General features: G+C 36.2%; 21 protein-coding genes and 1 pseudogene. 5 read left to right on the top strand and 17 right to left on the bottom strand.

All coding sequences use genetic code 11. The features are described 5' to 3' along the window. A partial coding sequence (locus WQ54_RS12055) for an IS110 family transposase (RefSeq protein WP_046516846.1) occupies nucleotides 1-523 on the top strand: 523 nt, incomplete at its 5' end. Between the two features lie 493 nt (nucleotides 524-1,016). Here WQ54_RS12055 and WQ54_RS31900 read toward each other — a convergent pair. The 11 genes and pseudogenes from WQ54_RS31900 to WQ54_RS12105 form a co-directional block, all read right to left on the bottom strand. Then, nucleotides 1,017-1,421, bottom strand: a complete 405-nt coding sequence (locus tag WQ54_RS31900; RefSeq protein WP_052737764.1) for a DUF5063 domain-containing protein — start codon at nucleotides 1,419-1,421, stop codon at nucleotides 1,017-1,019. A gap of 523 nt (nucleotides 1,422-1,944) precedes the next feature. After that, nucleotides 1,945-3,239, bottom strand: a pseudogene (locus tag WQ54_RS12065) (IS110 family transposase). Nucleotides 3,240-3,483: 244 nt separating this feature from the next. Then, nucleotides 3,484-4,560, bottom strand: a complete 1,077-nt coding sequence (locus WQ54_RS12070) for an AraC family transcriptional regulator (protein WP_046516848.1) — start codon at nucleotides 4,558-4,560, stop codon at nucleotides 3,484-3,486. Between the two features lie 251 nt (nucleotides 4,561-4,811). Then, complete coding sequence (locus WQ54_RS12075) at nucleotides 4,812-5,255, bottom strand: DUF3888 domain-containing protein (RefSeq protein ID WP_046516851.1); 444 nt, start codon at nucleotides 5,253-5,255, stop codon at nucleotides 4,812-4,814. 500 nt (nucleotides 5,256-5,755) lie between these two features. Beyond that, entirely contained in the window at nucleotides 5,756-7,930 is a 2,175-nt protein-coding gene (locus WQ54_RS12080; RefSeq protein ID WP_046516854.1) for a transglycosylase domain-containing protein, read from the bottom strand. A 582-nt stretch (nucleotides 7,931-8,512) separates the two neighbouring features. After that, nucleotides 8,513-8,650, bottom strand: coding sequence for a zinc-binding dehydrogenase (locus WQ54_RS35445; RefSeq protein WP_331435108.1), 138 nt, complete (start codon nucleotides 8,648-8,650; stop codon nucleotides 8,513-8,515). Continuing rightward, complete coding sequence (locus tag WQ54_RS12085) at nucleotides 8,647-8,946, bottom strand: hypothetical protein (protein ID WP_052737765.1); 300 nt, start codon at nucleotides 8,944-8,946, stop codon at nucleotides 8,647-8,649. Before WQ54_RS12085 ends, WQ54_RS35445 begins: the two co-directional genes overlap by 4 nt. A 223-nt stretch (nucleotides 8,947-9,169) precedes the next feature. Further along, nucleotides 9,170-10,018, bottom strand: coding sequence for an aldo/keto reductase (locus WQ54_RS12090; RefSeq protein ID WP_084822008.1), 849 nt, complete (start codon nucleotides 10,016-10,018; stop codon nucleotides 9,170-9,172). A 156-nt stretch (nucleotides 10,019-10,174) separates the two neighbouring features. Beyond that, nucleotides 10,175-11,374, bottom strand: coding sequence for an MFS transporter (locus WQ54_RS12095; RefSeq protein WP_046516856.1), 1,200 nt, complete (start codon nucleotides 11,372-11,374; stop codon nucleotides 10,175-10,177). 417 nt (nucleotides 11,375-11,791) lie between these two features. Continuing rightward, on the bottom strand, nucleotides 11,792-12,628 hold the full coding sequence (locus WQ54_RS12100; RefSeq protein WP_046516859.1) for an SDR family NAD(P)-dependent oxidoreductase: 837 nt from the start codon (nucleotides 12,626-12,628) through the stop codon (nucleotides 11,792-11,794). A gap of 66 nt (nucleotides 12,629-12,694) precedes the next feature. Next, nucleotides 12,695-13,438 (bottom strand): SDR family oxidoreductase, encoded by a 744-nt coding sequence (locus WQ54_RS12105; protein ID WP_046516862.1) that lies wholly within the window; start codon nucleotides 13,436-13,438, stop codon nucleotides 12,695-12,697. A 172-nt stretch (nucleotides 13,439-13,610) separates the two neighbouring features. On the opposite strand from WQ54_RS12105, the gene WQ54_RS12110 reads away from it, so the two are divergent. Next, nucleotides 13,611-14,519 carry a LysR family transcriptional regulator gene (locus WQ54_RS12110; protein WP_046516865.1) on the top strand — a complete coding sequence of 303 codons (909 nt, stop codon included), beginning with the start codon at nucleotides 13,611-13,613 and terminating at the stop codon, nucleotides 14,517-14,519. 246 nt (nucleotides 14,520-14,765) lie between these two features. Here WQ54_RS12110 and WQ54_RS12115 read toward each other — a convergent pair whose 3' ends face one another. From WQ54_RS12115 to WQ54_RS12130, 4 genes are all read right to left on the bottom strand, one after another. Continuing rightward, the gene (locus WQ54_RS12115; RefSeq protein WP_156177905.1) at nucleotides 14,766-14,978 is read right to left on the bottom strand and encodes a nucleotidyltransferase domain-containing protein; all 213 of its coding nucleotides are present in this window, start codon (nucleotides 14,976-14,978) and stop codon (nucleotides 14,766-14,768) included. Nucleotides 14,979-15,207: 229 nt separating this feature from the next. Continuing rightward, on the bottom strand, nucleotides 15,208-16,383 hold the full coding sequence (locus tag WQ54_RS12120; protein WP_046516872.1) for an MFS transporter: 1,176 nt from the start codon (nucleotides 16,381-16,383) through the stop codon (nucleotides 15,208-15,210). Nucleotides 16,384-16,406: 23 nt separating this feature from the next. Further along, a complete protein-coding gene (locus tag WQ54_RS12125) occupies nucleotides 16,407-16,796 on the bottom strand; it encodes a MerR family transcriptional regulator (RefSeq protein WP_046516874.1) in 390 nt (129 codons plus the stop codon). Between the two features lie 168 nt (nucleotides 16,797-16,964). Continuing rightward, nucleotides 16,965-17,732: an alpha/beta hydrolase gene (locus WQ54_RS12130; protein ID WP_052737766.1), complete on the bottom strand. Its 768-nt coding sequence runs from the start codon at nucleotides 17,730-17,732 to the stop codon at nucleotides 16,965-16,967. A 306-nt stretch (nucleotides 17,733-18,038) separates the two neighbouring features. Here WQ54_RS12130 and WQ54_RS12135 point away from each other — a divergent pair, with 306 nt between their 5' ends. The 3 genes from WQ54_RS12135 to WQ54_RS12145 all read left to right on the top strand — a co-directional run bounded on the left by WQ54_RS12135 (nucleotide 18,039) and on the right by WQ54_RS12145 (nucleotide 21,272). Next, nucleotides 18,039-19,019: an aldo/keto reductase gene (locus WQ54_RS12135; protein WP_046516877.1), complete on the top strand. Its 981-nt coding sequence runs from the start codon at nucleotides 18,039-18,041 to the stop codon at nucleotides 19,017-19,019. Nucleotides 19,020-19,082: 63 nt separating this feature from the next. Then, nucleotides 19,083-19,934 (top strand): aldo/keto reductase, encoded by an 852-nt coding sequence (locus WQ54_RS12140; RefSeq protein ID WP_046517017.1) that lies wholly within the window; start codon nucleotides 19,083-19,085, stop codon nucleotides 19,932-19,934. Nucleotides 19,935-20,159: 225 nt separating this feature from the next. Beyond that, nucleotides 20,160-21,272, top strand: a complete 1,113-nt coding sequence (locus WQ54_RS12145) for an FAD-dependent monooxygenase (RefSeq protein ID WP_046516880.1) — start codon at nucleotides 20,160-20,162, stop codon at nucleotides 21,270-21,272. A gap of 390 nt (nucleotides 21,273-21,662) precedes the next feature. Here the strand turns inward: WQ54_RS12145 and fetB are convergent, their stop codons facing one another. Together fetB and WQ54_RS12155 are read right to left on the bottom strand one after the other, a co-directional pair. Then, nucleotides 21,663-22,445, bottom strand: coding sequence for an iron export ABC transporter permease subunit FetB (gene fetB / locus WQ54_RS12150; protein WP_046516882.1), 783 nt, complete (start codon nucleotides 22,443-22,445; stop codon nucleotides 21,663-21,665). Continuing rightward, complete coding sequence (locus WQ54_RS12155; RefSeq protein WP_046516884.1) at nucleotides 22,438-23,070, bottom strand: ATP-binding cassette domain-containing protein; 633 nt, start codon at nucleotides 23,068-23,070, stop codon at nucleotides 22,438-22,440. The genes fetB and WQ54_RS12155 overlap by 8 nt, the downstream gene beginning before the upstream one ends. Nucleotides 23,071-23,083: the final 13 nt, after the last annotated feature.

The raw sequence follows: 23,083 nt of genomic DNA on the forward strand, positions 1-23,083 counted from the left end.
ACATGATGCATATAAATTACACCTAAAACAATTACTTGAAGAATTCGACCTCGCCACAAGCCAATTGGAAATAGTAGATAAAGAAGTATCTGAAGCTCTTGGAAGTATTACTTTTACAGAAAAACTACTTAGTATAAAAGGATTAACAATCGTAATGTTAGGTGGCATTTTAGGTGAAACTGGTGATCTAAGTCAGTTCGCACATGGCAATTCTCTATTACGACACGCGGGTTTACATTTAGTCGAGGCAAGCTCTGGTAAATGGAAAGGACAAATTGTCATTTCTAAGAGAGGAAGGTCTCGTCTAAGGCGATTCTTATACCTAGCAACAATGTGTCTTGTGATGAACAATCCTGAGTTCAGAGAAATTCATGCCCACAATGTCAAAGTGAAAAAGATGAAAAAAATGAAATCTATTATGAAACTGATTGGTAAATTTGCAAGAATGATAGTAGGAATTGCCCGACGTAATGAACCCTATTGTGCAGAAAAAGTTCACCCTTTGGTACCTTTAGCAGCATAAGTTAATTACCTTATAACTGAACATATGAAATAGAAAAAGTTGCTTTATTGAATGTTGGCTTATTCGTAGGATCTCAAAGAAAGCACGGAGTACTGGAATACTTAAACACAAGGGCACAGACCCATACCTTTAGCAATACCGGCCTCCACCCCTTGGATAGGCATGACGAAGGAATGAGAGGGCAAAAGACCCGTTGAGACATGGGAGGGAAAGCCTCCAGGGACGGCGTGGAGTATACGTGCAGTATATGGAAATAAATGGAGTTATGATTCACTCCTCTATTCCCGCATGCCTTCATGTAGCCTTGTTTCTAATACTCATTCCATATATCCGTCATTGTTCTTACATGTGGATTTGAAATCCTGCGAATAAGCGAGTATTTAAGAGTAAATTGAATCAAACTGAGGGAGTTTAAGTGCAAATCTTCACACCATCACCCTCTAATAAAGAATCCTCTTCTTCAATTATACTGCATCCGTTAGCTGAAAAAGAATCATCTAAAAATAGCTGAATGTAAAACACGTATTGCATTAACTGCGTGACTGCCCCAATGTATTTCAAAATTTATTTTCCATTCTGAGACAGCCCCTGTGTACTCATCTTTTTCATATAAGTGGATGCCTCTTTTCACGTCTTCGTAAATATCCAAGATGTCATCAGTTAAGCTAGCACCGACTGGTTCTTCTAATTGGTAAGGGTTAAAAACTTCCCAATAATGGTTATATTGGCCGAAATTAATCTGAGGAACAGATATATCTAAATTGGAAATTTCATCATCTTTTGGTTCAACATCTGGAAGATACAACGCTTTTGAATACAAATCCAAAAGGGAAGAAAGAAGATTATTTAATTTAAAGTTTTCCTTATTCCAATGCTCTATTAAGTTGCAATATTGCAAAGTCTACAAATAAAAAGCTTCAACCTCTTTATTTTTCATTTTATCTCCTCATCTTATAATTACATTTTTTTATATGGTAATATTCACTTTTCTTATTGAACTATCCTCCCTCAATAAAGAAAGGAAAAACTCCCGATTTCTCCATTTTTCTTAGATTTTCATAGTAGTTTACCTTACGGTAATTGCTCAATAGTTGGGTGTATATTACTGAAAAGGATAAATCTGGACCCGTTGAGAAAAAAGACTTATAGCCCACCAACCAATTACTTACAGAAATTGGTGAATGAGTTAAAATATGATCGCACTGGTGGATCTCCACATTTCTCATGGAGGTCTACCCTCCCATGCCTCACAGAGTCTTCGCTCTCAAATTCCTTCGTCCAACCTTTCCATGAGGTGGATGTCAGCCATGCTGCCCCACAGGGTCCTATGCCCGTAATTTAGTTGCGCCGACTAATCCGCGCTTCAAATGTACCCAAATCTTTAAAACTGCAGCTACTATTGAATCTAATCTAAAACAAAATCAAGCGGCCATTTCTACCTTCTTTTCTACTGAAAAGTGAGGAATATCCTTTAACATCTTTTCTTCCTTAAATTCAAATTGCTTTTTACTTATGCTGAAGAAAATACGGATCAGTTTATTACATAAAGCGATAATAGATTGCATTTTCTTTAATGGATTATCAGAACGTTGAGTATAGTAAGCATGTAATGCTTTAAAAGCTGAATTTTTTGCGACTAGAATCATACAAACTCTAAACAACAGAGCCCTTAATTTCTTCCGGCTCCTCTTTGTAATTGTCGTTTTTCCTTTGTGCTTACCTGATGTATTTTCTTTTAAACTTAAGCCAGCCAGCTTAATAATTTGCCGGGGATGAGTATAATCATTTAGATCACCTACTTCCGCAAAGAAACCGGCAACCGTATCCCTTCCAACACCTTTAATGGCCAACATTTGTGGTACACCTGGTATATCATCAAGTAAAATATCTATTTTGGCATCTAATTCTTCGAATTTAATCTGGATTAATTCATATTTATCAAGTAACGTTTTCAGCTCTAGTTTAGCCATATCAGACCCTTGTCGAAGTCCGATGGACTTACCGGCTGCTTGTTTTAACTCTCTAATCTTATTTAGTCCCACACTTCGAGTTACTGCTCTTCTTAGGTGGATAAGCAGTTCATGTTCAGAGTATTTTATTATTTCATGCGGTAAAGCATATAGTTTTAAGAATTGTAATGCCGCCTTGCCTTCCCACTTTTTAAAGACTGTAAGAAATTCTGGAAGTACCGGTCAATCCAGTTATGAACCTGGCCTTGTACCGTCTGGAGGTCATCCGTTAAAAGATCGCGTATTTTCTTAGCCACCCGGAGTTCGGCATAAACTCCTTGTGGTATTGTAGGTTCGGCGTATCTTCCGTCCTTGACAAGCTGGGCAATTACTTTGGCATCTTTCACATCATTTTTAGTTGGTGAATTATCATCGAGTTCCTTGCTTTTCTTAACGTGCAAGGGATTAACAGCTACAAACTTAATCTCATTTTCTTTCAAAACTTGAGCTAAGTTGAACCAATAATTGCCTGTCGGTTCCATCCCAACTACTACTTTATCCATGCTTTGTTCTTTCTTTATATCTGAAATCCACTTAATAAAATGTTGAAATCCCTCTTTTGTGTTTTCAAAATAACAAGGTGATCCAAACTCCATTCCTCTAAAGTCCTGGGCACGTGCCACATGCTTGAACTTTGCGATGTCGACCCCTATAATTAGAGTTTGAGAAGTAATTTGAGCAATCTTTTTATTTTGGTTATAATTCATTTTAGGCCTCCTGGTATTTGAGTATTGTCCTTTTCGCTGGCCAGCTTTTGGACTCTCTCATTCTACCAAGAGGTTATTTTTTTGTTCAAACTCTATTTTCCTTTATTACAGGAATGCTGCCCCGTTACTTGAATAAGAAAAGACGATCCCCATTATTGAAGAATCGCACCCAGTTTGTTTAAGTGCATTTTTTCACAAATTATATAAGATGTAATCTTTATATCCTTTGTTAGGGCACTTTAAATTATCTAGTTCTATTAATAAGCTCTATATATTGTAAATCTCCATAACCTACTGTTGGGAAAAGAGCAAATAGCCTCTTGATTAATTCTGATGTTGGTATATCTTTGTTCTTTTTAATATACTTTACTACTGCATTATCTCCTTTTAGCATATCTAAATATATGCAAATCGCTTGATACATAAGTGGAAACAGTTTATTTGATGGTTTAACATGATTGACCAACACTTCTGTATATACAGAATCATAATGACCCAATTTAAGTTCAGTTTGATTAACTTTAAATTCATCCTCTCTGAAACTATTTAAAAACACTTTACCCCCATAGTCTGATTGTTCGAGATAGGAAAGTATGGTAAGTAGGTTCATTTGACAAAACATATCTTCACCAAACCATAAAACGATACATTTATACTCTTTATTAAAAAGATTAGCTAATGGTACAATTACCTTTTCAATATAACCTTCTACTGAATCCTGATGTCCTGAAGCTCGTGTGTTTATAAACTCTGCATCAAAAATTTGTTCAGTAGTGGGATTCACACACATCGCTTCATTAAACGGAGCATAATCGGAATCTCCCATTAATCTGTTTTCTTTAAACTCCTCATACATAACTTGACCATTTAAAATATGTAGTACGTCCTTGTCAAACAACTCACTCTTTTCATGTTGTAAATTTTTGACTTCAATTTTTCTAGAAATATCCAAATTGCACCATTCCCCCTCTTTATTAATAGTAAGTTTAACCACTGATTGAACTGGCATTTTGTTAATTTGATATTCTTTAGGATTGATACCAAAAATGGTTTTGAAGGCTCTGCTATAAGCTTCTTGTGATGAATAATCGTAATCAAAGGCAACATCAATAATTTTCTTATTATTTGCTAAATCTTCCGTAGATAAATACAATCTTCTAAGAAGAACATAACGCCTAATACTTATACCTGTTAGTTGGTGAAATTTAAAAGAACAATAATAAGGGGAATACCCCATATAATTAGATAGTTCATCTAAGGAAAGTTGATTTTTTAAATGAGATTCAATCCAATCAACCATATGCTGTATCTGTTCATTCATTTTCCTCACTCCTATATAAAATTATAACAAGTATCAATTTCTTTATTTGATATTTCTTGTGATGTATAACATAAAATTAAACTTATCGTTTTCACTATCCTGCACGTTACTTTAATAAGAAAAGCGATCCTTCTTATTGAAGAATCGCTTTTCTTATTGAAGTATCGCACCCGGTCGATGAATAAGACTCTATTAGTCAGTATACAATTTCTTACTAATGAAAGAAAAAGGGAATATATTGATACCTCTTTTTATCGAATTTGAATATAATCTATCAACTTTAATGTCAGCGTTGATTCTGTCTCTTTATATCTGTCTTCAGTTAATAAATTAGGTATATCAACTCTGACTTCAATAATATCAAGTAATGGTTCATGTCCTTTTTTATCTGGGTTATGAACTCTAACAGCAAATTTCATATCATACCAAACGTCAGTAGGATTCTTTGTATGATCTACTATCAATTCTACCTTTGTAACATTATCAACATACCAAGACATTTCTTTCCCATACTTTTCTGTAATAATTTTATTTAGCTTTGGTTCCATCAGATTCAATAAAACATCCTCTGTTGTAGCATACGTTTCTTTCTTAATTTTTCCTACTTTCGAAACCTCTGCATTAGCTATTGTAATCATGTTAAAAGATAATAAAGCCACTATACACAAGATAAGGCATTTCGCGTAATTCCTCATATTAGTTCACACCTCTTTAATTATTTTTTTGTTAGTTTTCCATTTCCAACGAAAGTTAGTCAAGGTTTTGAAAATCGACATAAAGGACTGAGTAACCATTTAATTAATCTGCCATGTTAGTGAAAAAGCGATTGCTCAAATTGAACAATTGCATCATTTACTTTAAGAAAAAATTAAGCCAAAAAATTTTAAAAGAGAATACAAACTAAATCCCACACCTTAAAATATAATTATAAATCTCATCACCCAAGGTAATTTGGGAGGAGGAAAAAACGCAATAATACCAACCGTTCGTTGAATAAAAAAATTGCCTTGCTCCTTATTGAAGCAAAGCTACCCGTTAGCTTAAGTGTATCCTTCACAATCTCCTGTTGTTTGGTTTGTTATTCCCGACTAAATAAAAAAAGAGGTAGGGAATCCCCACCAAAGAATCTTCATTAATTATGATAAAACCGTTGTATTGCTAAACTGTACTATTAGTACATAAATGGTAATCCCTTTTAATCATGTTTATTTTTTTCTTCTTTTTTCTTACGTTTATCTTCTTCTTGCTTATATTTTTTTTCTTCTTGTTTATGTTTCTTTTCTTCTTGTTTTTGATTTTCTTTCTTTTTATTTCCACCATTTTCAGGAGATGTTTTTACTTTGTCGCTTTTTTGTTTTGGTGGAACATCTTTAGAACCTACACCTTTAATGTACAGTTCATTATTCACTCTGTAGACACTGTTTGGTTGCTGGAAACTGGATGTATCGGTTCCAAATTTTTGCATCATCGCTTTAAAAATTAAATGTGAAATTTTCGTCGTATCACCAAGCATATAGTTTCCCGGACCATTTTTTGCATAACCAGTCCAAACAGCCATTGTGTATTGTGGTGTATATCCAGCAAACCAACTATCATTTGTTGCTTTTAAGGGATACCCAAATTGAGCACGAGTTTCTCCGTCAAAATTCGTTGTTCCTGTTTTACCAGCAACATCTAATTGAGGGATATTTGCTGTTTTTCCTGTCCCATTGTCTACAACGGTCCTTAACATATCTGTAACCATATATGCTGTGTAATCTTTCATTACACGTTTAGGTTTCAACCTAAAGCCAATTATTTTCCCATCAGGAAAGACAACTTTTTGGACAAAATGAGGTTTATTGTATAATCCGTCATTTCCAAAGGCACTGAAGGCTCCTGCCATCTCTAAAGGATTAACAGTATTACTTCCGATAGCGTAAGATTCATATACCTGGTTTTTATCAAAAGTAATATCAAGTTGTTCAGCGAAGTTCTTTGCGTTACTCATACCTACTTCTCTCAATGTGAGAAGAGCAGGAATATTGTACGACCATTGAAGTGCAGTTCGTATGGACAACATACCGTGATATTGATGATCCCAGTTAGAAATAGGTTGACCATTTGAGTAAGTTGTTTTCTGGTCATTTATTTGGTGATTGGTTGACCATTTTAAATATTCAACGGCAGGACCATAGTCAAAAATCGGTTTAAATGTTGAGCCAGGTTGACGTTTGATAGCAACCGCAAAATTGTTTCCCCGGAATGCTGCTTTATAGTCATTTCGTCCACTTCCGATTGCCCTTACCTCACCAGTTTTTGTATTTAAGAAAACGAAGGCTCCCTGAAAATTAGAATTTGGATAACTAATAATATCATTTGAGTTTAATATTTTGTCCGCATAATCCTGTGCTTTAGGATCTAAAGTGGTATAAATAGATAAACCATCAGTTCCGATATCTACATCTTTTAGTTTTTCTTCTACTTCTTTCACAGCAGCATCCAAAAAGGCTTCATACCGCATACCTTGTTGATTATTTTGAACAATGCCAGCAGTTACTTTGACTTTCATCGCATGTCGCATTTCTTTATCAGTTATATAACCTTTTTTATGCATGGAACTCAAGACAAGATTACGGCGTTTGGTCGCTGCTTCTTCATTTTCTGGTTTGGACGGATCGAAATTATTTGGACTTTGCGGCAGCCCTGCTAACATGGCAGCCTGGGGAAGTGTCAATTTTTTCAAATCTTTTGCTTCAATACCATAATAACTCTTCGCTGCAGCTGCAACTCCGTACGATCGATTTCCAAGATAAATCTTGTTTAAATACATCATTAAAATCTCATGCTTAGAATATTTTTTTTCCAACTGATATGCCAAGTGCCATTCTTGAACTTTACGTTTTATTGTTTTCTGGGAAGTTAAAAATGAGTTTTTGATTACTTGCTGGGTAATTGTACTTCCTCCCTGAGATCCGAATTCTCCAGTTAAGTTCTCGAAAATTGCTTTAGAAGTCCGTTTTATGTCAATTCCTTGGTGTTCATAAAAATGTGAGTCTTCAGTGGCAATAAATGCTTGTTCCAACACTCTAGGAACTTGATCATAAGTAATTTTCGTCCGCTTTTCCTTACCGTATTCATAGAGGAACTTTCCGTTTTTATCATAAAATTTAGTAGAAAGTGGATCAACTAGTTTTGCATCATCTATTGGAGGAGCATCTTTGACCATTGAAGAGAACGAAATAGCTCCAACTCCTGCTGAAACTACAGCAAGCAATAGACAAGCAAGTAAAACTTTTTTAATTAAGGGAGACTTTTTCCCTTTATGTTGTTTTTGTTTAGTTTGTTCCGCTTGTTTTCGTTCATGACGAAAACGATTGGTTTCTGACATTAATCTTCTCTCCCATTTCAAGTTGCTCATCAGTCCAGAAAGATAAGTTTTATTATCTACACTATTGTTTTTTTCTTACGTAATCCGGATATATCGTGTTAACGATAAATTTAGCACTTACATTGTTCTAGCTTTTTATGACTTATTGTAAAATCTCTTCCTTCTGAACATGAACATCCAAACTTTTTATTATCTCATTTTCAAAAAGACAAACTACATATTCTTTCAAACTAAATTTCTTTTGTCGAGTACTTTTAAGAAGTCTTTAGTAGATATGAAAGTACTTTATCAATCTTTTTAAAAATATGCATAGCCCTATCATCTATTAAATAATGTCAAAATATTATTTAATACCATTTTTATGAATTATCATAAAATTTAAATAATTATTCATTCCACCGTCGCCAATTTATATTCTTTCGTAAGAAATCTTATACTTATGAGGGGAAATGATCTTTCTTTTACCTTGCTAGGGGAACGTTTACCACTTGCAACTATTTGTGAGCAATAGAATTAATAGAGGATAAAAGGAGTGATTCAGAATAAAAAAAAGGATACTCTGAGCATCCCCCTATCTTTTTATTATGATTGCATTCTAATGATGATTTTTCCTCGTACTTGACGACCTTTTAAACTATTCAAAGCAGCAGGAAATTCTTCCAATGGAAGAACTTCATTGATCTTCGGATCGAGAGTTCCCTTTTCAACTCTTTTAATCATACCTTAGCCATAAATGCTAAGTTTTTCTTTGCGGAAGTTGAACCACTCGTATGAGCTGCGCCAAGCGAAACCTCATGTATGGAAGGTGAGAGCGTAAAGGGCTTAACATTAGACATATCAGGTGCATCAGAGATATAAGCCAAGCGCCCGGAAAAGGCCAGTCGTTTTAAGTCCTCTGTAGCTTCTTTAGATCCTACTGTGTTAAAAATCAAATCTACTCCTTCATTATTTGTTTCTTCTAAAATACGTTTTGTGAAGTTTTTGCAAATAATCGCAAGAGGAGCAACTAAAACCAATTTTGCACCTTAAAAACGAGTATTTTTATATAGTGAATTCTCAATCATGCTAGAAACTCCATACTACAATTTTTTTATCTTCTTCAATAATTCAAAGAAAGTTGCTGAGCTTTTTTTGTTAGCAAATATAGACACGAAGGCCCTAATCGGAGATGATGAATCTACTGCATTTTACTTTCTCTTGTAATTATTTTGCCTACACTGTAATTTCTACATTCTCTTCTTACCATAACGCGAGTGGCTGTTTCATACTAGGTTTTGGATAGATTGAGTCTAATTGCTCCAAATCTTGCTGTGTTAATTGAATCTTAGCTGCTTTCACATTATCTAACACGTGAGCGGTATTACTAGATTGTGGTATAGCAATTGTTTGACCATTTCGAATACACCATGCTAATAAAACTTGAAATCTATCTGAATGATGTTTATCAGCAATTTCATTTAAAACTTTTTGTTTAGTTAGATTAGTACCGAAGCTATCACCCCTAGCAACTGGGGCATAGGCGATTAATGGCATTTCAAGTTTGTTCATCATAGGTACTAAATCGAATTCAATTCCTCGATCTCCCAAATTATAACGTACTTGATTTGTTGCACATTTTATACCATCAGGTAATTGCATTATTTTTTCTATATCATCAACATCTAAATTAGAAACACCCCATGACTTAATTTTCCCCTGACTTTTTACTTTCTCTAAGGCTTCAATAGTCTCTTCAATAGGAATATTCCCTTTCCAATGGAGTAAGTATAGATCTAAATAATCTGTATTTAATCTTTTTAAGCTATTTTCTATACTAATCGGTAATTGCTTTTTTGATGCATTTGAAGGGAGAACTTTTGAAATGAGAAATAATTCTTCACGGTTATAAGGCTTAATAGCATGTGCAACTAATCTCTCTGCATTTCCATCACCATACATTTCAGCAGTATCAATAACTTGAACGCCATTATCAAGACCAACTCTTATTGCTTCTACTTCTTGTTCAAATTTATATGCTTTGTCTCCCATACTCCAAGTGCCTAAGCCAATGGGAAAAACGTTCCTTCCTGCAATTTTTACTTTATTCAATTTTTTCACTCCTCAACTGAAAATTTTATTGCTGATTTCGAGATGATCTCCAATTAAATATGGCTATTTTATCATTCATAAAAATGGATCAGAGCCCAAAAATATCTTTTACTGATCGCTGAAATCTAGATTGTTTATGTCAATCTATGCTTCTGCTTAATTAGAAGCAAAAGATCCTTCTCTATGCTTTTCTGCTTGTCTTGAAGCGTTAAACATATTGTTTCTTAGCAGGATAACAGCAAGGCTTAGGATTACGGATAGGATTCCTACTAATACGACGTATGGTGTGCCCATTTCTGAAATGAATAATCCACCTGCAGCTGCACCAACTGTTGTTCCTACGTTACATGCTGAAATAAATAAACCATTGGCAAAATCAGGAGCTTCTGGAGCTGTAGATGAAATCAAATATTGATTAATATTAGCCATGATTCCTCCAGCCAATATTCCCCACAGGAAAGTGAGTATTACCATAGGTACGGCAAACTCTCCAGTGAAAAATAAAAGGATGTAAACTACACTCAACAACAAAGGAAAAGTTAAGATGGACTTAATTGGACGTTTAGTTAGTACCCTCCCTGCAACGATGTTTCCAATAATATTAGCTCCACCGAAAACGAATAACGTTAAACTGATGGTATTCGGAGACATTTGGGTAACAGTTTCCAGATACTCAGCAATATAACTATATACCCCAAATACGGAGGCATTTAATAAAATGACAGCTACTATAGAAACCCATATAATGAATTTTTTTAATACAGCAAGTTGCTCACCATAAGATTGTCTTTCTTCAACAGGCATAGATGGTACAAAAATCAATGTAGCGACCAATACAACTGCATTTACAATAGCAAAGAATGCCATCGCCATTTCATACGAAACAGCACTATCTATAAAACTTGCAATTGGGACACCGGCTACCATACCGGCAGATACACCTATAAATACTTTTGAAACAGCTTTTGGAGCTTCTTCAGGATTTACTGAGGAAGCGGCTACGGTAAATGCCATGGAACAATAAACCGGATGGAAAAGAGCTAGCGCGATACGAATGATTAATAGAAGGTTAAAATTAGTTACAAATACGGATGCGATGTTTCCCACAACGAAAACACCTAATACAAGTAACATCACCTTCTTTCGATTGATCCCGGATAACAATAACGGCATCGTTGGTCCAGATACCGCAATAGCTAGAGCAAATAAACTAACCGTCAATCCTGCTTTTGATATGCTAACGTTAAAATAATCAGCAATGGAAGGCAATAACCCAATAACTCCCATTTCGGTATTTAAGATGCCGAAAACTCCTACGGTCAATATGAAAATTAACAAATTATTTCGTTTAGTCAAAAAGGTACCTCCTAACTTCTTTTTCAAGCGTTAATTATATAAAATAAGAGAAAAATAACCCTATTAAGACTCTTTTTACAGGGCTACGAGATGATTAATCATGTGTTTTGTTACATACTACAACCATAACCCACCCTCATCCAGTTTTTTCTTTTAAGAAGAAATTTACTGGATGCTGTTTTGCTAGAAAAGAGCTCGTTTCAAATAGCGTCACGGAATTAGATGCACCATCTGCAATGGGAACAAAAATCAGGTTTAATTTATCAATTAATTCCCACCCAATAAAGTTAGCTTGTAGCAGATAATATATGGTTTATCCAATGTTATTTCCACCTTAATAAGTTATAAAATACTGCCCTAATAATTGAGGGCAGTATTTTATTTTACGATAGTACATCGTCTAACAGTTTATGAATCCTAATAGTCGAGGGACGTGGAAAGTTCCAAATAAGCATTGATCTGTTTCTGTAGTTCTGCCACCTTTTGTTCAGCACCAGCAACGGCATCTGCACCGGCGATCCATCGGGATGGTGCTTGTTCCTGATTTACGATGGTAATTAGAGCCTTAGCAAGTTTTACTGGATCGCCTTCTTGTTTCCCATTTTTTTCTTTCCAAAAAGCATGATATTGCGCATTACGCTCGGCGTAATCTTCAATAGATGGTTCAGCAAGGAATTTTGATTCTGGTTCTAGAAGTTCGGTACGGAAAAACCCTGGTTCCACAATAGTCGTTTTAATACCGAATGGAGCGACATCCTGATGTAACGACTCCATAAAACCTTCAAGACCGAACTTCGAAGCTGCATAAGCGGCATTGTATTCAAATCCAACTAATCCTGCAAGAGAAGAGATTGAAATGATGTGTCCAGAGCGAGCATGACGCATCACTGGCAATACGGCACGGGTTACGTTCATGGGACCAATAAGATTTGTCGCTAGTTGCCGTTCTATCTGTTGTGGGGTTAATTCCTCAAAGAATCCGCCATAGAAGTTACCTGCGTTGTTGACTAATACATCAATACGTCCAAATCGTTCAACAGCCGACTTAACTGCAATCTCAGCATCTGTTGGGTCAGTGACATCTAACTTTACAATTAACAGATTATCGTGTTCTCCAAAAACTTGGGATAATTTATCAGTATTACGTCCAGTGGCAACGACCTGATAACCTTCAGTAATAGCAGCTTTTACAAACTCAACGCCCATTCCACGTCCAGCACCTGTGATAAACCAAACTTTCTTATTTTCAGGCATATTTTTTACCTCCTAGTTTTATCTTCGATTTTATCTTTTTGGAAAATATTTCTTCTCGGACATCTATTAAAGAGCTTGTTTGGTTGGACGAATCAAGATTTCGCTTATCGAAACAGTTTCAGGAGTGTTAATGGCATAAGCTACTGCTTCTGCCACGTCCTCTGACTTTATTCCGTATCCTTCGGTACGTGCACTTTTCCTTGCCATTTCTTGTGTGTCCGGATCATTTATAGTGTTATATAACTCAGTATCCACCGCTCCTGGAGAAATAATGGTGCTGCGAATGCTAGTTTCCCGTTCTTCTTGACGTAACCCTTCCATAATGGCACGAACAGCAAATTTTGTCCCAGAGTACACAGCTGAACCATTCCATACAGCATGACCAGCTACAGAGTCAGTTGCAATAATGTGACCTGATTGTTGTTTTTTCATGATAGGTAATACTGCAGCAATCCCATTTAAAACACCCATAATATTGATGTCTAGCATCTGTCGCCATTCATCAAAGCGCGTTTCTGAAAGTGGAGCAAGTGGCATCACTCCAGCATTATTGTAGAGTACATCGACACGACCATATTTCTCGATTGCCAAATCAACAACAGCTTGTACTTCCTCTTTATTTCTAACATCTGCAACAGCATATGAAATTTCAGCATTTGGTATGGATTCAACCAGTGCTTTCAAGCGATCTACACGTCGAGCCGCAATGACTAGCTTTGCTCCTTCTTGTGCAAGTTTCTTGGTGGTTGCTTCACCAATTCCACTTGATGCACCCATAATGACAACAACTTTATTTTGAATAGTAGACATATTAAATGACACCCTTTCTTAATCTTGTATCAACTAAAGAATTCAACGTTCTTCGTTATTTATTTTAACTTGCTTATTGTTTATATCCAATTACTTATATCTCATATCAAGATATGTTTGAAATGCATATCAGAAACATTTATACTAAAGCATTATAAAGGAGGAGTTACATGTGGATTTAAGAGTTTTACGATATTTTCTTACAGTTGCAAGAGAAGGAAGCATGACGGCGGCTGCTGATTTTTTGCATGTAACACAACCAACCTTGTCAAGACAGTTAAAAGACCTTGAACAAGAATTAGGGAAAAAATTATTTATTCGCAGTAGCCACAGTATCATTCTTACAGATGAAGGAATGATACTGCGAAGGAGAGCAGAAGAAATCCTTGATATGGTCGATAAATTAGAGGCAGAATTTAGTTCCATGGAAGAAACAATAAGTGGTGATGTTTACATAGGTGGTGGGGAAACAGAAGCCATGAAACAGATTGCACGGGTAGTAAAAGAATTACAATTTCGTTATCCAAATATCCGGTATCACCTCTACAGTGGAAACGAAGACGATGTGACTGAACGGCTTGACAAAGGATTGCTTGACTTTGGTATTTTAATTCAACCAGCTGACTTATCAAAATACAATTATATCGATATCCCTGGCAAAGATGTTTGGGGCGTTGTGATGAGGAAAGACAGTCCTCTTGCTTTCAAAGATACCATTCAAGGAGTGGATTTATTAAATGTTCCCTTGATCTGTTCACGACAGGCTATGAAGCAGACATTTTCTAAAAATGAATTTGCGGATTGGTTTGGTGAAGACTTTGATAAATTAAACGTCGTGACTACCTACAATCTTGCATATAATGCTGCCATTATGGTTAATGAGGGTATTGGTTATGCGGTAACAATTGATAAAATAGTGAATACGTCTGGTGATAGTAACCTTTGTTTTAGACCGCTAGAGCCAAGACTTGAATCTGGCTTAAATATTGTTTGGAAGAAGCATCAGGTTTTTTCCGCTGCAGCTGATATGTTTTTAAAAGAAATTCAATCGAAATTTACAAATTCTTTATCAGATGTATAGGAAAAGCTCGAAACATATTAAAAATTCTTTCTTATAATCAATTCCTCAAAGAAGCCACCATAAAAATTACCTGCAGTGTTGTTCAACACAACAATGCGTCCAAATCGGGCTATTGCCAATTTGATGGCAGCCTTGGCTTCTTTAGGTCATTAATATCCATTTTCAAGATCAACAGATCGATTTTCCATCAAAAGAGGCACGCGGTTTAGGCGTGCCCCCTAATATGTTGCTAGGAATACTCGTTATTCATTCTTTATGACAAACAGATAACAACAGACGATGAAAACTAGCTTGAAAACCTCTATCCGTACTAGGGATAAAAAACATATCTAAATCTGATAATTTAGTTGCTCTTCCTTGAGCATAGGTACCATAATATGCAATTAAAGCAATATCAACCTTATATTTCGTTTTTAAATTTTCAACCAATATTTCAGCAATCTTAAATACTTCTTCCACTTTAATCAGCCTTTCTATATACGATGAATTAGGATTAAGACTCATTCTATTAAAGCGTTTAAAATCCCTCTTTTTTACTATCCTTCACCGTTAGCTCCACAAGAAAAAAGATCGCCGCAGCGATCCCATCTTTAATTCTTGCCCCCTATTGTTTAAGTAGAATCCTTCACAAACTCTTTAACTCCGAACTTATTTTAATGAAAAAAAGCTGCCTAAAGACAGCACATTCTTAACTAGCAAAATGTTCTGTCCTAGCAGTGAACATATAACGACTCAGAATAATAGATGCTAAGCCCAAAAGTAAGAATAATAATCCTCCTAATACGATATATTGCGTACCCATTCCTGCTATAATTAATCCACCTACTCCTGTACCTATTGTTACCCCTATATTCCCACACGATAAAAACAATCCGTTTGCGAAATCAGGAGCATCTGGAGCCGCAGAGGTAATCCAATATTGACTAACACTATTTGATATAGCGAATAATATCCCCCACAATAAAATGGTTATCATCATAGGTCCAATGGACTTCCCTGTTATGAATGACAATAAATGAACGATTCCTAATACGATTGGGAAAGATATTGCAGTTTTAACGGCATTTTTAGAAAGCAGCCTTCCACCTAACAAGGCTCCAATAAGACTTGCTACCCCTAATAAAAATAACGCAAAAGTTAAAATGTTCCCCGAGATATTCGTAATAGATTCAAGATATTCAGTAATGAAGGTATTAATACTCGAAGTTCCTGAATTTAAAAATATCACTGTTGCAATGGCTAACCAAACAATTGGCTTTTTCAATACACTAATCTGAGCTCCATAAGAAAGTCTTTCTTTAACAGGTAAGGAGGGAACAAATATCAATGTAGCTACGAAAGCAATACTATTTACGATGGCAAAGAATAATATCGACATTTGTATGGAAGTTTGATTAGCAATAAAATTAGTGATTGGTACACCAAGTATCATGCCTGCGGATACTCCCATAATCACTTTAGATACAGCCTTTGGAGCTTCTTCTGTGCTAACAGAAGTCGCAGCTACTGTCAAAGCCAATGAACAATATATTGGATGAAAAAAGGCTGGAATGACACGAGCGATTAGCAAAACTGTAAAATTAGATGCAAACATTGAGACAAAGTTGCCTACAATGAAAATACCAAGTACAAGTAGCATGACCGTCCTACGATTTATTCCTGAAAACAATAACGGCATAATAGGTCCAGATATTGCAACAACCAGCGCAAAGAGGCTCACTAGCAGCCCTGCTCTAGATACACTTATATCAAATTGCTCAGCTATGGTAGGTAATATCCCAATGACACCCATCTCTGTAGTTAAAATTCCAAAAACTCCTATAGTTAATATGAGTATTAGTAAATTATTATTTTGTTTATTCATATTTAGCTCCTCTCTCCATTACCTTAATCTTCTATATCTCTTTTCATCTTTTTTTCATTTACTACGACAGAACGTTCATAATTCACTATTTTTCGATTCAAAAGTTCCAAGGGTTTCTGAAGCTCATTAATTCTTTCAACCAACTTGTCTCTTTGTTCGATTAACAGTTCTTTTCTTGTTTGAATGGTCTCATCGCCTTGATGAACCATTTTCATGTACTCTAGCAACAACTCTATCGACATGCCTGCTTCACGAAAATACAAAATTCCTTGAATCAACTGACAGTCCTCTTCTGTGTACTCCCGTTGCCCTCTATCGTTACGGGTTATACGGGGAATTAGACCAATTCGTTCATAATAACGTAGGGTATCAAGTGAGATGCCAAATTTTTCACTTACTTCTGAGATCAACATATTTTTGTCCTCCTTTACTTACGAAACTATAACAACTGGAGTGAACTCCATGTCAAGGGTATTTAATAATTTTCTTTTTAAACTTCTTTTCAATATTCTGCTCACTATAATCCTTAAAGGCGCACTCCAACACAAGTTTTATAAGATTTTTTCTACTAACAAAGACTCTTAAAAACTACCCAATCTTTCTTTGATAAAATCCAGTGTCATCCTGACGACCTTCTCTTCATCATCCATTGTAAGTATATGGCCTGCTCCAGGGAGAACGACTAGTTCTACAGAAGAAAAAGTAGTTGTTGCACGCTTTGAGTAGTGTAGAGGAACCATATTGTCTGCATCACCGTGGAATATTAGGACATCTCTGGTATAGCTTTTCATTATTTCATAAACATCATTATCCCAAATATCTTCTACATATTTTCTGCTGAGTGTCATATGGCTGAAATTGAAAGTATCAAGTATAAGCTCCTTTTGCTTAAAACGGTTTTTAAACATATCTTGAATTACATAAGCAGGGCATAACAAAATTAACCCTCTAATTTCTGAACATCTATTTGCAGCAGTAACCGTACTAACAAACCCCCCCTGGCTCAATCCACAGAGAAACAGGTTTTTTTCATCAACAAAATTCTGTGGTTTTATAGTGTCAATTACCGCATTCAAATCTGTTATTTCTGTCATTACAGACATTTCCTTCGGTGTTCCTTCACTCCTGCTGTTTGCGGAACCACCACAAAAATCAAAGCTATAAGTAGCAATCCCTTGTTCTGCAAGCAACTTCATGGGATACGGCTCCATGTTATATCCATATCCATGTGCATAGATTAGTGTGGGAGCAGGAGTGGTTAATTCGAATATGGGCAACGCCGTAATACGTTTATTTCCGTTATAGCATATAAGTTCTTGTTTTTTGTATTTTCGTTTTTGTGATTTCATCTGTTCGTTACCTCCTTTACTTACGAAAGCATAAATGCTGGAGTTAACTCCACATCAAGTTATTTATCAACTGCCTAACAACCTAGTACGTACATTATTGGTTAATGATTAAAAGATATGTAGAGGCATCAACACTTCCTAAGCATCAAAAAATGACCTATTAAAAACTGTTGACATGGAGTTAACTCAAGCATTTAATATGTTTCCCAGGAGGTGGATTTAAGGAATTTCATTCAAGTAGTGGTGAAATAAAATGAGATTTTTTAGGACCGACAAATAATCTAAAAGAAAGATAGAGGTGTGAAGATGGAATATACAAAACTCGGTAATAGTGGTTTAGATGTATCTAGAATTTGTCTTGGGTGTATGGGATTTGGTGATGCTAAGAAATGGGTTCTACCTTGGGTACTTGATGAGGAAAATTCACGTCCAATTATAAAAAAAGCTCTAGAGTTAGGTATTAATTTCTTCGATACGGCAAATGTATATTCTCTTGGAGCAAGCGAGGAAATTCTAGGACGAGCTTTAAAAGATTATGCTAATCGTGACGAAATTGTACTAGCGACTAAGGTTTATAATCCCATGCAAGAAGGTCCAAATTGTGCGGGTCTTTCCCGCAAAGCCATCATGAGTGAAATTGATAAGAGCCTTAACCGACTTGGAACGGATTATGTAGACCTTTATATCATCCACCGCTGGGATTACAATACACCTATTGAAGAAACAATGGAAGCGTTACATGATGTTGTGAAGGCGGGAAAAGCAAGATACATAGGTGCTTCCGCAATGTATGCATGGCAATTCCAAAAGGCATTACATGTAGCAGAGAAAAACGGTTGGGCGAAGTTTGTTTCCATGCAGAACCATCTCAATCTAATTTACCGTGAAGAAGAACGAGAAATGTTACCCCTTTGCATCGAGGAAAAAATTGGGGTGACTCCTTACAGTCCCCTTGCATCAGGAAGATTAACAAGAGACTCGTCGGAAACAACACATCGTTTTGTAACAGATCAGTTTCAAAAAATTAAATATGATGCAACAGCAGATAAAGATCAGTTAGTAATAAAACGAGTTGCCGAAATTGCAGAAAAAAACGGAGTTTCTCGTGTCCAAATTGCTCTAGCCTGGTTGCTACAAAAGAATCCAGTAACAGCTCCTATTATCGGCGCAACAAAAATAACTCATCTCGAAGAGGCTGTAGCTGCTCTTTCAGTTAGACTAACGCCAGAAGAAGTTACTTTTCTGGAGGATCCTTATGTACCACATCCAATAGTTGGACATCATTAAGTTTTTGGCTCAAGAAAAAGAGGAATAAAATTGGAACCCTTATGGGTCTAGGAGGAGAATATGATTCAAAAAGTAATGTTAAACAATGGTGTTGAGATGCCTATTCTAGGCTTTGGTGTGTTTCAAATTGAGGATGCAAACCAATGCGAACAGGCAGTTAATGATGCTCTTATGGCAGGCTATCGCTTGATTGATACTGCAGCGGCTTATATGAACGAAGAAGCAGTTGGAAAGGCAATTAAACGAAGTGGTGTGCCAAGGGAAGAAATATTTATTACCACCAAACTTTGGATTCAGGATGCTGGCTATGAGAGCGCAAAGAAAGGATTTGCAAAGTCACTGGAACGACTACAAGTGGATTATATAGATTTATATTTAATTCATCAGCCATTTGGGGATGTATATGGTTCATGGCGTGCGATGGAGGAATTATACGCTCAAGGTAAGATTCGGGCAATTGGAGTCAGCAACTTCTATCCAGATCGTCTCGTGGATTTGATTGACCATAATGAAGTAGTTCCAGCAGTAAATCAAGTTGAAACCCATCCCTTCTGCCAACAAGTAGATAGTCATAACCTTATGAAAGAGAACAAGGTTCAGATCATGTCCTGGGGTCCGTTTGCTGAAGGAAAAAATAACATGTTCCAAAACGAAACTTTAGTAGCAATAGCTGAAAAATATCATAAATCTGTTGCACAGGTAATTTTACGTTGGTTGACACAAAGAGAAATAGTTGTGATTCCAAAGTCAGTTCATAAAGAGAGAATCATTGAAAACTTTAATATCTTTGACTTTGAATTAAATCAAGAAGATATGGAGACGATTGCTACTTTAGATACGAAGGATAGCGTGTTCTTTTCGCATAGAGATCCTGAATTTGTAAGATGGCTAGGCAATGTTAAATTTGAAGTTTAAAATTGTTACACAAATTGTTTTAGTATTTTCAAACTGAGGTTTATCATAGTGAGTCTACTAACACAAGTAAGGTGCTTTGCTTCAATCATGAAGCAAAGCATTTTTCTTTAACTAACCGAGATATGGTATCAAGGTTAGATTATGAATTAGTTTATTTGAGTTGTTCCTTCAACTTTAAATTCTAACAAAACATTAATATTGCAAGTAGGATAAGGAGAAATAACAATGACTGATAAAAACGAGTCCATTAGAGAAGTAAACAGTACTGCTATAGTTGTCGGTGCGTCTCTTTCTGGACTAATGACAGCGATTGCTCTATCACAAGCTGGAATCAATGTTACCATTTTAGAGAGAGCTGGAGAGGAACGACGTAGTGGAGCTGGGCTTCAAGTTGACAACGGAGAAACTGATCGAACGAAAACAGCGAAATTCTTGAGAAAACTTGCTTCAGGTGGAATGAAATCTGCTGAGGCTTGGACATCTATTGAGTTTCGATTACGCAAAGAAGCAAAAGCTGATCCTAAAATTGACTTACGTTACGATACTCGCATTCAAACAGTTAATCAGGATAAGGACTCAGCTTGGGTAATAACGGATAAGGGGGAGATCTTCCATGGGGATATTTTGATTGGTGCCGATGGTCACCGTATCATTGTGCGTCGTCATGTTGTACCGCACAAACCAAACGCAACTTTTGCGGGATACTTAATATGGGTTGTTATTGTAGATGAGAAAGACATATCTAAAGAGCATCGACCTAGCCTTTATGCTCCAAGGTTTGTTATGCCAGATGGTGTCGGTGACTTTTTACTCGGATCTATAGTTGGTGCAGAGGACGGTTCCTACGAATTAGGAAATCGACGGCTAGGATGGGCTTGGTACGATAATACTCGCAACAATTTGTTACGTCGTCTAGGATGTGTAGAAGGAACCGTTGTTCGACATTCGCTTAATGGACCTGACATTCTAGAACAGACACGGATTGAACTAGCAGAGCAAGCTACTGTTAGATGGGATCAACCATGGTTAGCAGCTATTCTTCATAGCATTCAAACACGTAACCTTACAGGTATACCCATAGCCGAATATGTTCCTGACAGCCTTGTAAGAGGCCGTATAGCATTGGTTGGAGATGCTGCACATGTACTTACACCACTAACCGCAAAAGGATTTAATTCTTCATTAGAAGATGCTGCTACCTTAGCCGAATGTGTTGCAAAGGCAATAGAAGGAACTACAGTTTCTGACGCTCTTTTGGAATATGAATCTCTGCGTTTAAAAATAGTACGTCAAATCGTGCAATCAGGACAATCCTTCACTCGCTCTTTTGGTCGGTAATGAAAATTTGTAGCAGCAGTTTCATATGGTGGTGCCAATACAGTCAAACAACTGGTAAAAAATAGCATATTGCATTCTAGGATTTTAAAACTAGTATTCAAAAAGATGATTTTCCCAAATAGAAAATCATCTTTTTATAATGTTATGAAAATATCAACTTAAACTAACCTTCATCAGTTAGTTGAAGAAGAAAAGCATATTGCAGCATCCTAAGTGAGATTGACATTGAGTTAAAAAAATGAAAACTAAAAGAAGCTTACACACAATAGCTTCTTTTTTTGAAAGATAACATTCTTGCTAAACAAATCGTTGTTTATGCATCCTTACTCCCCTAAATGACTCTCCAAAGAAAAGCGGTGTTTACTAAGGACTTGAACAAAACCAGCAAAGTCAAACATCAAATTGGTCTCGCTCATTAAAAAACGTGCGATAGCCAAAATAGGTAAAGATCATGACAGTTAATGCCACACTTCCGGTTATTCCTAATAAAACAGCTATCTGATATTCAATTGCAATTAATGGGCTTATGCCTGCTAAGATTTGCCCTGTCATCATGCCTGGTAAAAACACAATCCCCATTCCTACCAAACTATTAATGGACGGCAAGATAGCTGAATCAAAAGCTGAATTGACGACTGATTTCGTTGCCGCTTCTGGTGTTGCCCCAAGCATAAGAGCACCTTCAATAAGCTGTTTTTCCCTTTGAATCCCTTCAATTAAATTCTTTACCCCCAATGTAATGCCGGTCATTGAGTTCCCGATAATCATTCCTGCAATTGGAATGAGATATTGCGGTTCATACCATGGCTGAAAATGAATCACGACAAAATTAAAGTAAAGCAGCGTGACAATTGAACCTGCTGCCATCGAGATCGCAATGATCTGCTTTAGCTTCCTGCTTAACGGAATCGCCACTTGCTTGTATGTATTGTAAACAGCAAACCATAACATTAAGATGATAATAAGCAAAATAGGGAATGGATTTGGCTGTTCAATAATGTATGTTAAGATATAGCCTACTAAAATCAATTGGATGGTCATTCTGGCTGTCGAAACGATAATTTGTTTTTCCCGTTTTAATCCCCGCCATTTTACAAAAACGATTAATAAGAGAATAAATAAATACCCGGCAACCAACCGCCAAAATTCGATATCCTTTATGACATTACTCATTTTTTTCCCCTGCTCTTTTCTCTAGTTTGATCATATTCTCACCATATTTGGCAGCAAGCCTCTGAGAATGTGTAATCATAATCACAGTTTTTCCTTTTTCTTTTATCTCACTGATAAAACGATCCATCACAAGCTCCTCTGTTTCGGCATCAAGCGCTGAGGTTGGTTCATCAAGTAAATAGACTTCAGGGTCCATAAGCAAGACTCTTGCTAAAGCAAGCCGCTGTTTTTCCCCTCCAGAAAGCCTTTCAGCCTCCTCATCTAATTTCTTATGTAAATTCACAAGCTCTAAGGAATGTTTAAGCTCATCATCTCCTTTAAGCTTCTTTTCAGAAAAAACCAGCCCTTTGTTTAGATTTTCACGAATGGTCCCTGGAAAAATCGTCGGATGCTGGGAGAGCATTACTGCTTTCCTCCTGTGTTGAACCGGGTCGATGTCCTCTACATTCTGACCTTGAAAAAAAATGTCACCTTGGTCAGGTGATAGCATAAGATTTAGCATTTTTAAGAAGGTGGATTTTCCTGCCCCGCTTTCCCCAACTAAACATGTAACTTTTTTTGCAGGGATTTCCGCCTTGCTTATTTGCAAAATATTTTTATAGCTTAGGTCTTTCACAACAAACATATGTTTCTCTCCT

Origin of the sequence: Bacillus sp. SA1-12 (assembly GCF_000981385.1) — a bacterium.
GTDB lineage: Bacteria > Bacillota > Bacilli > Bacillales > Bacillaceae > Metabacillus.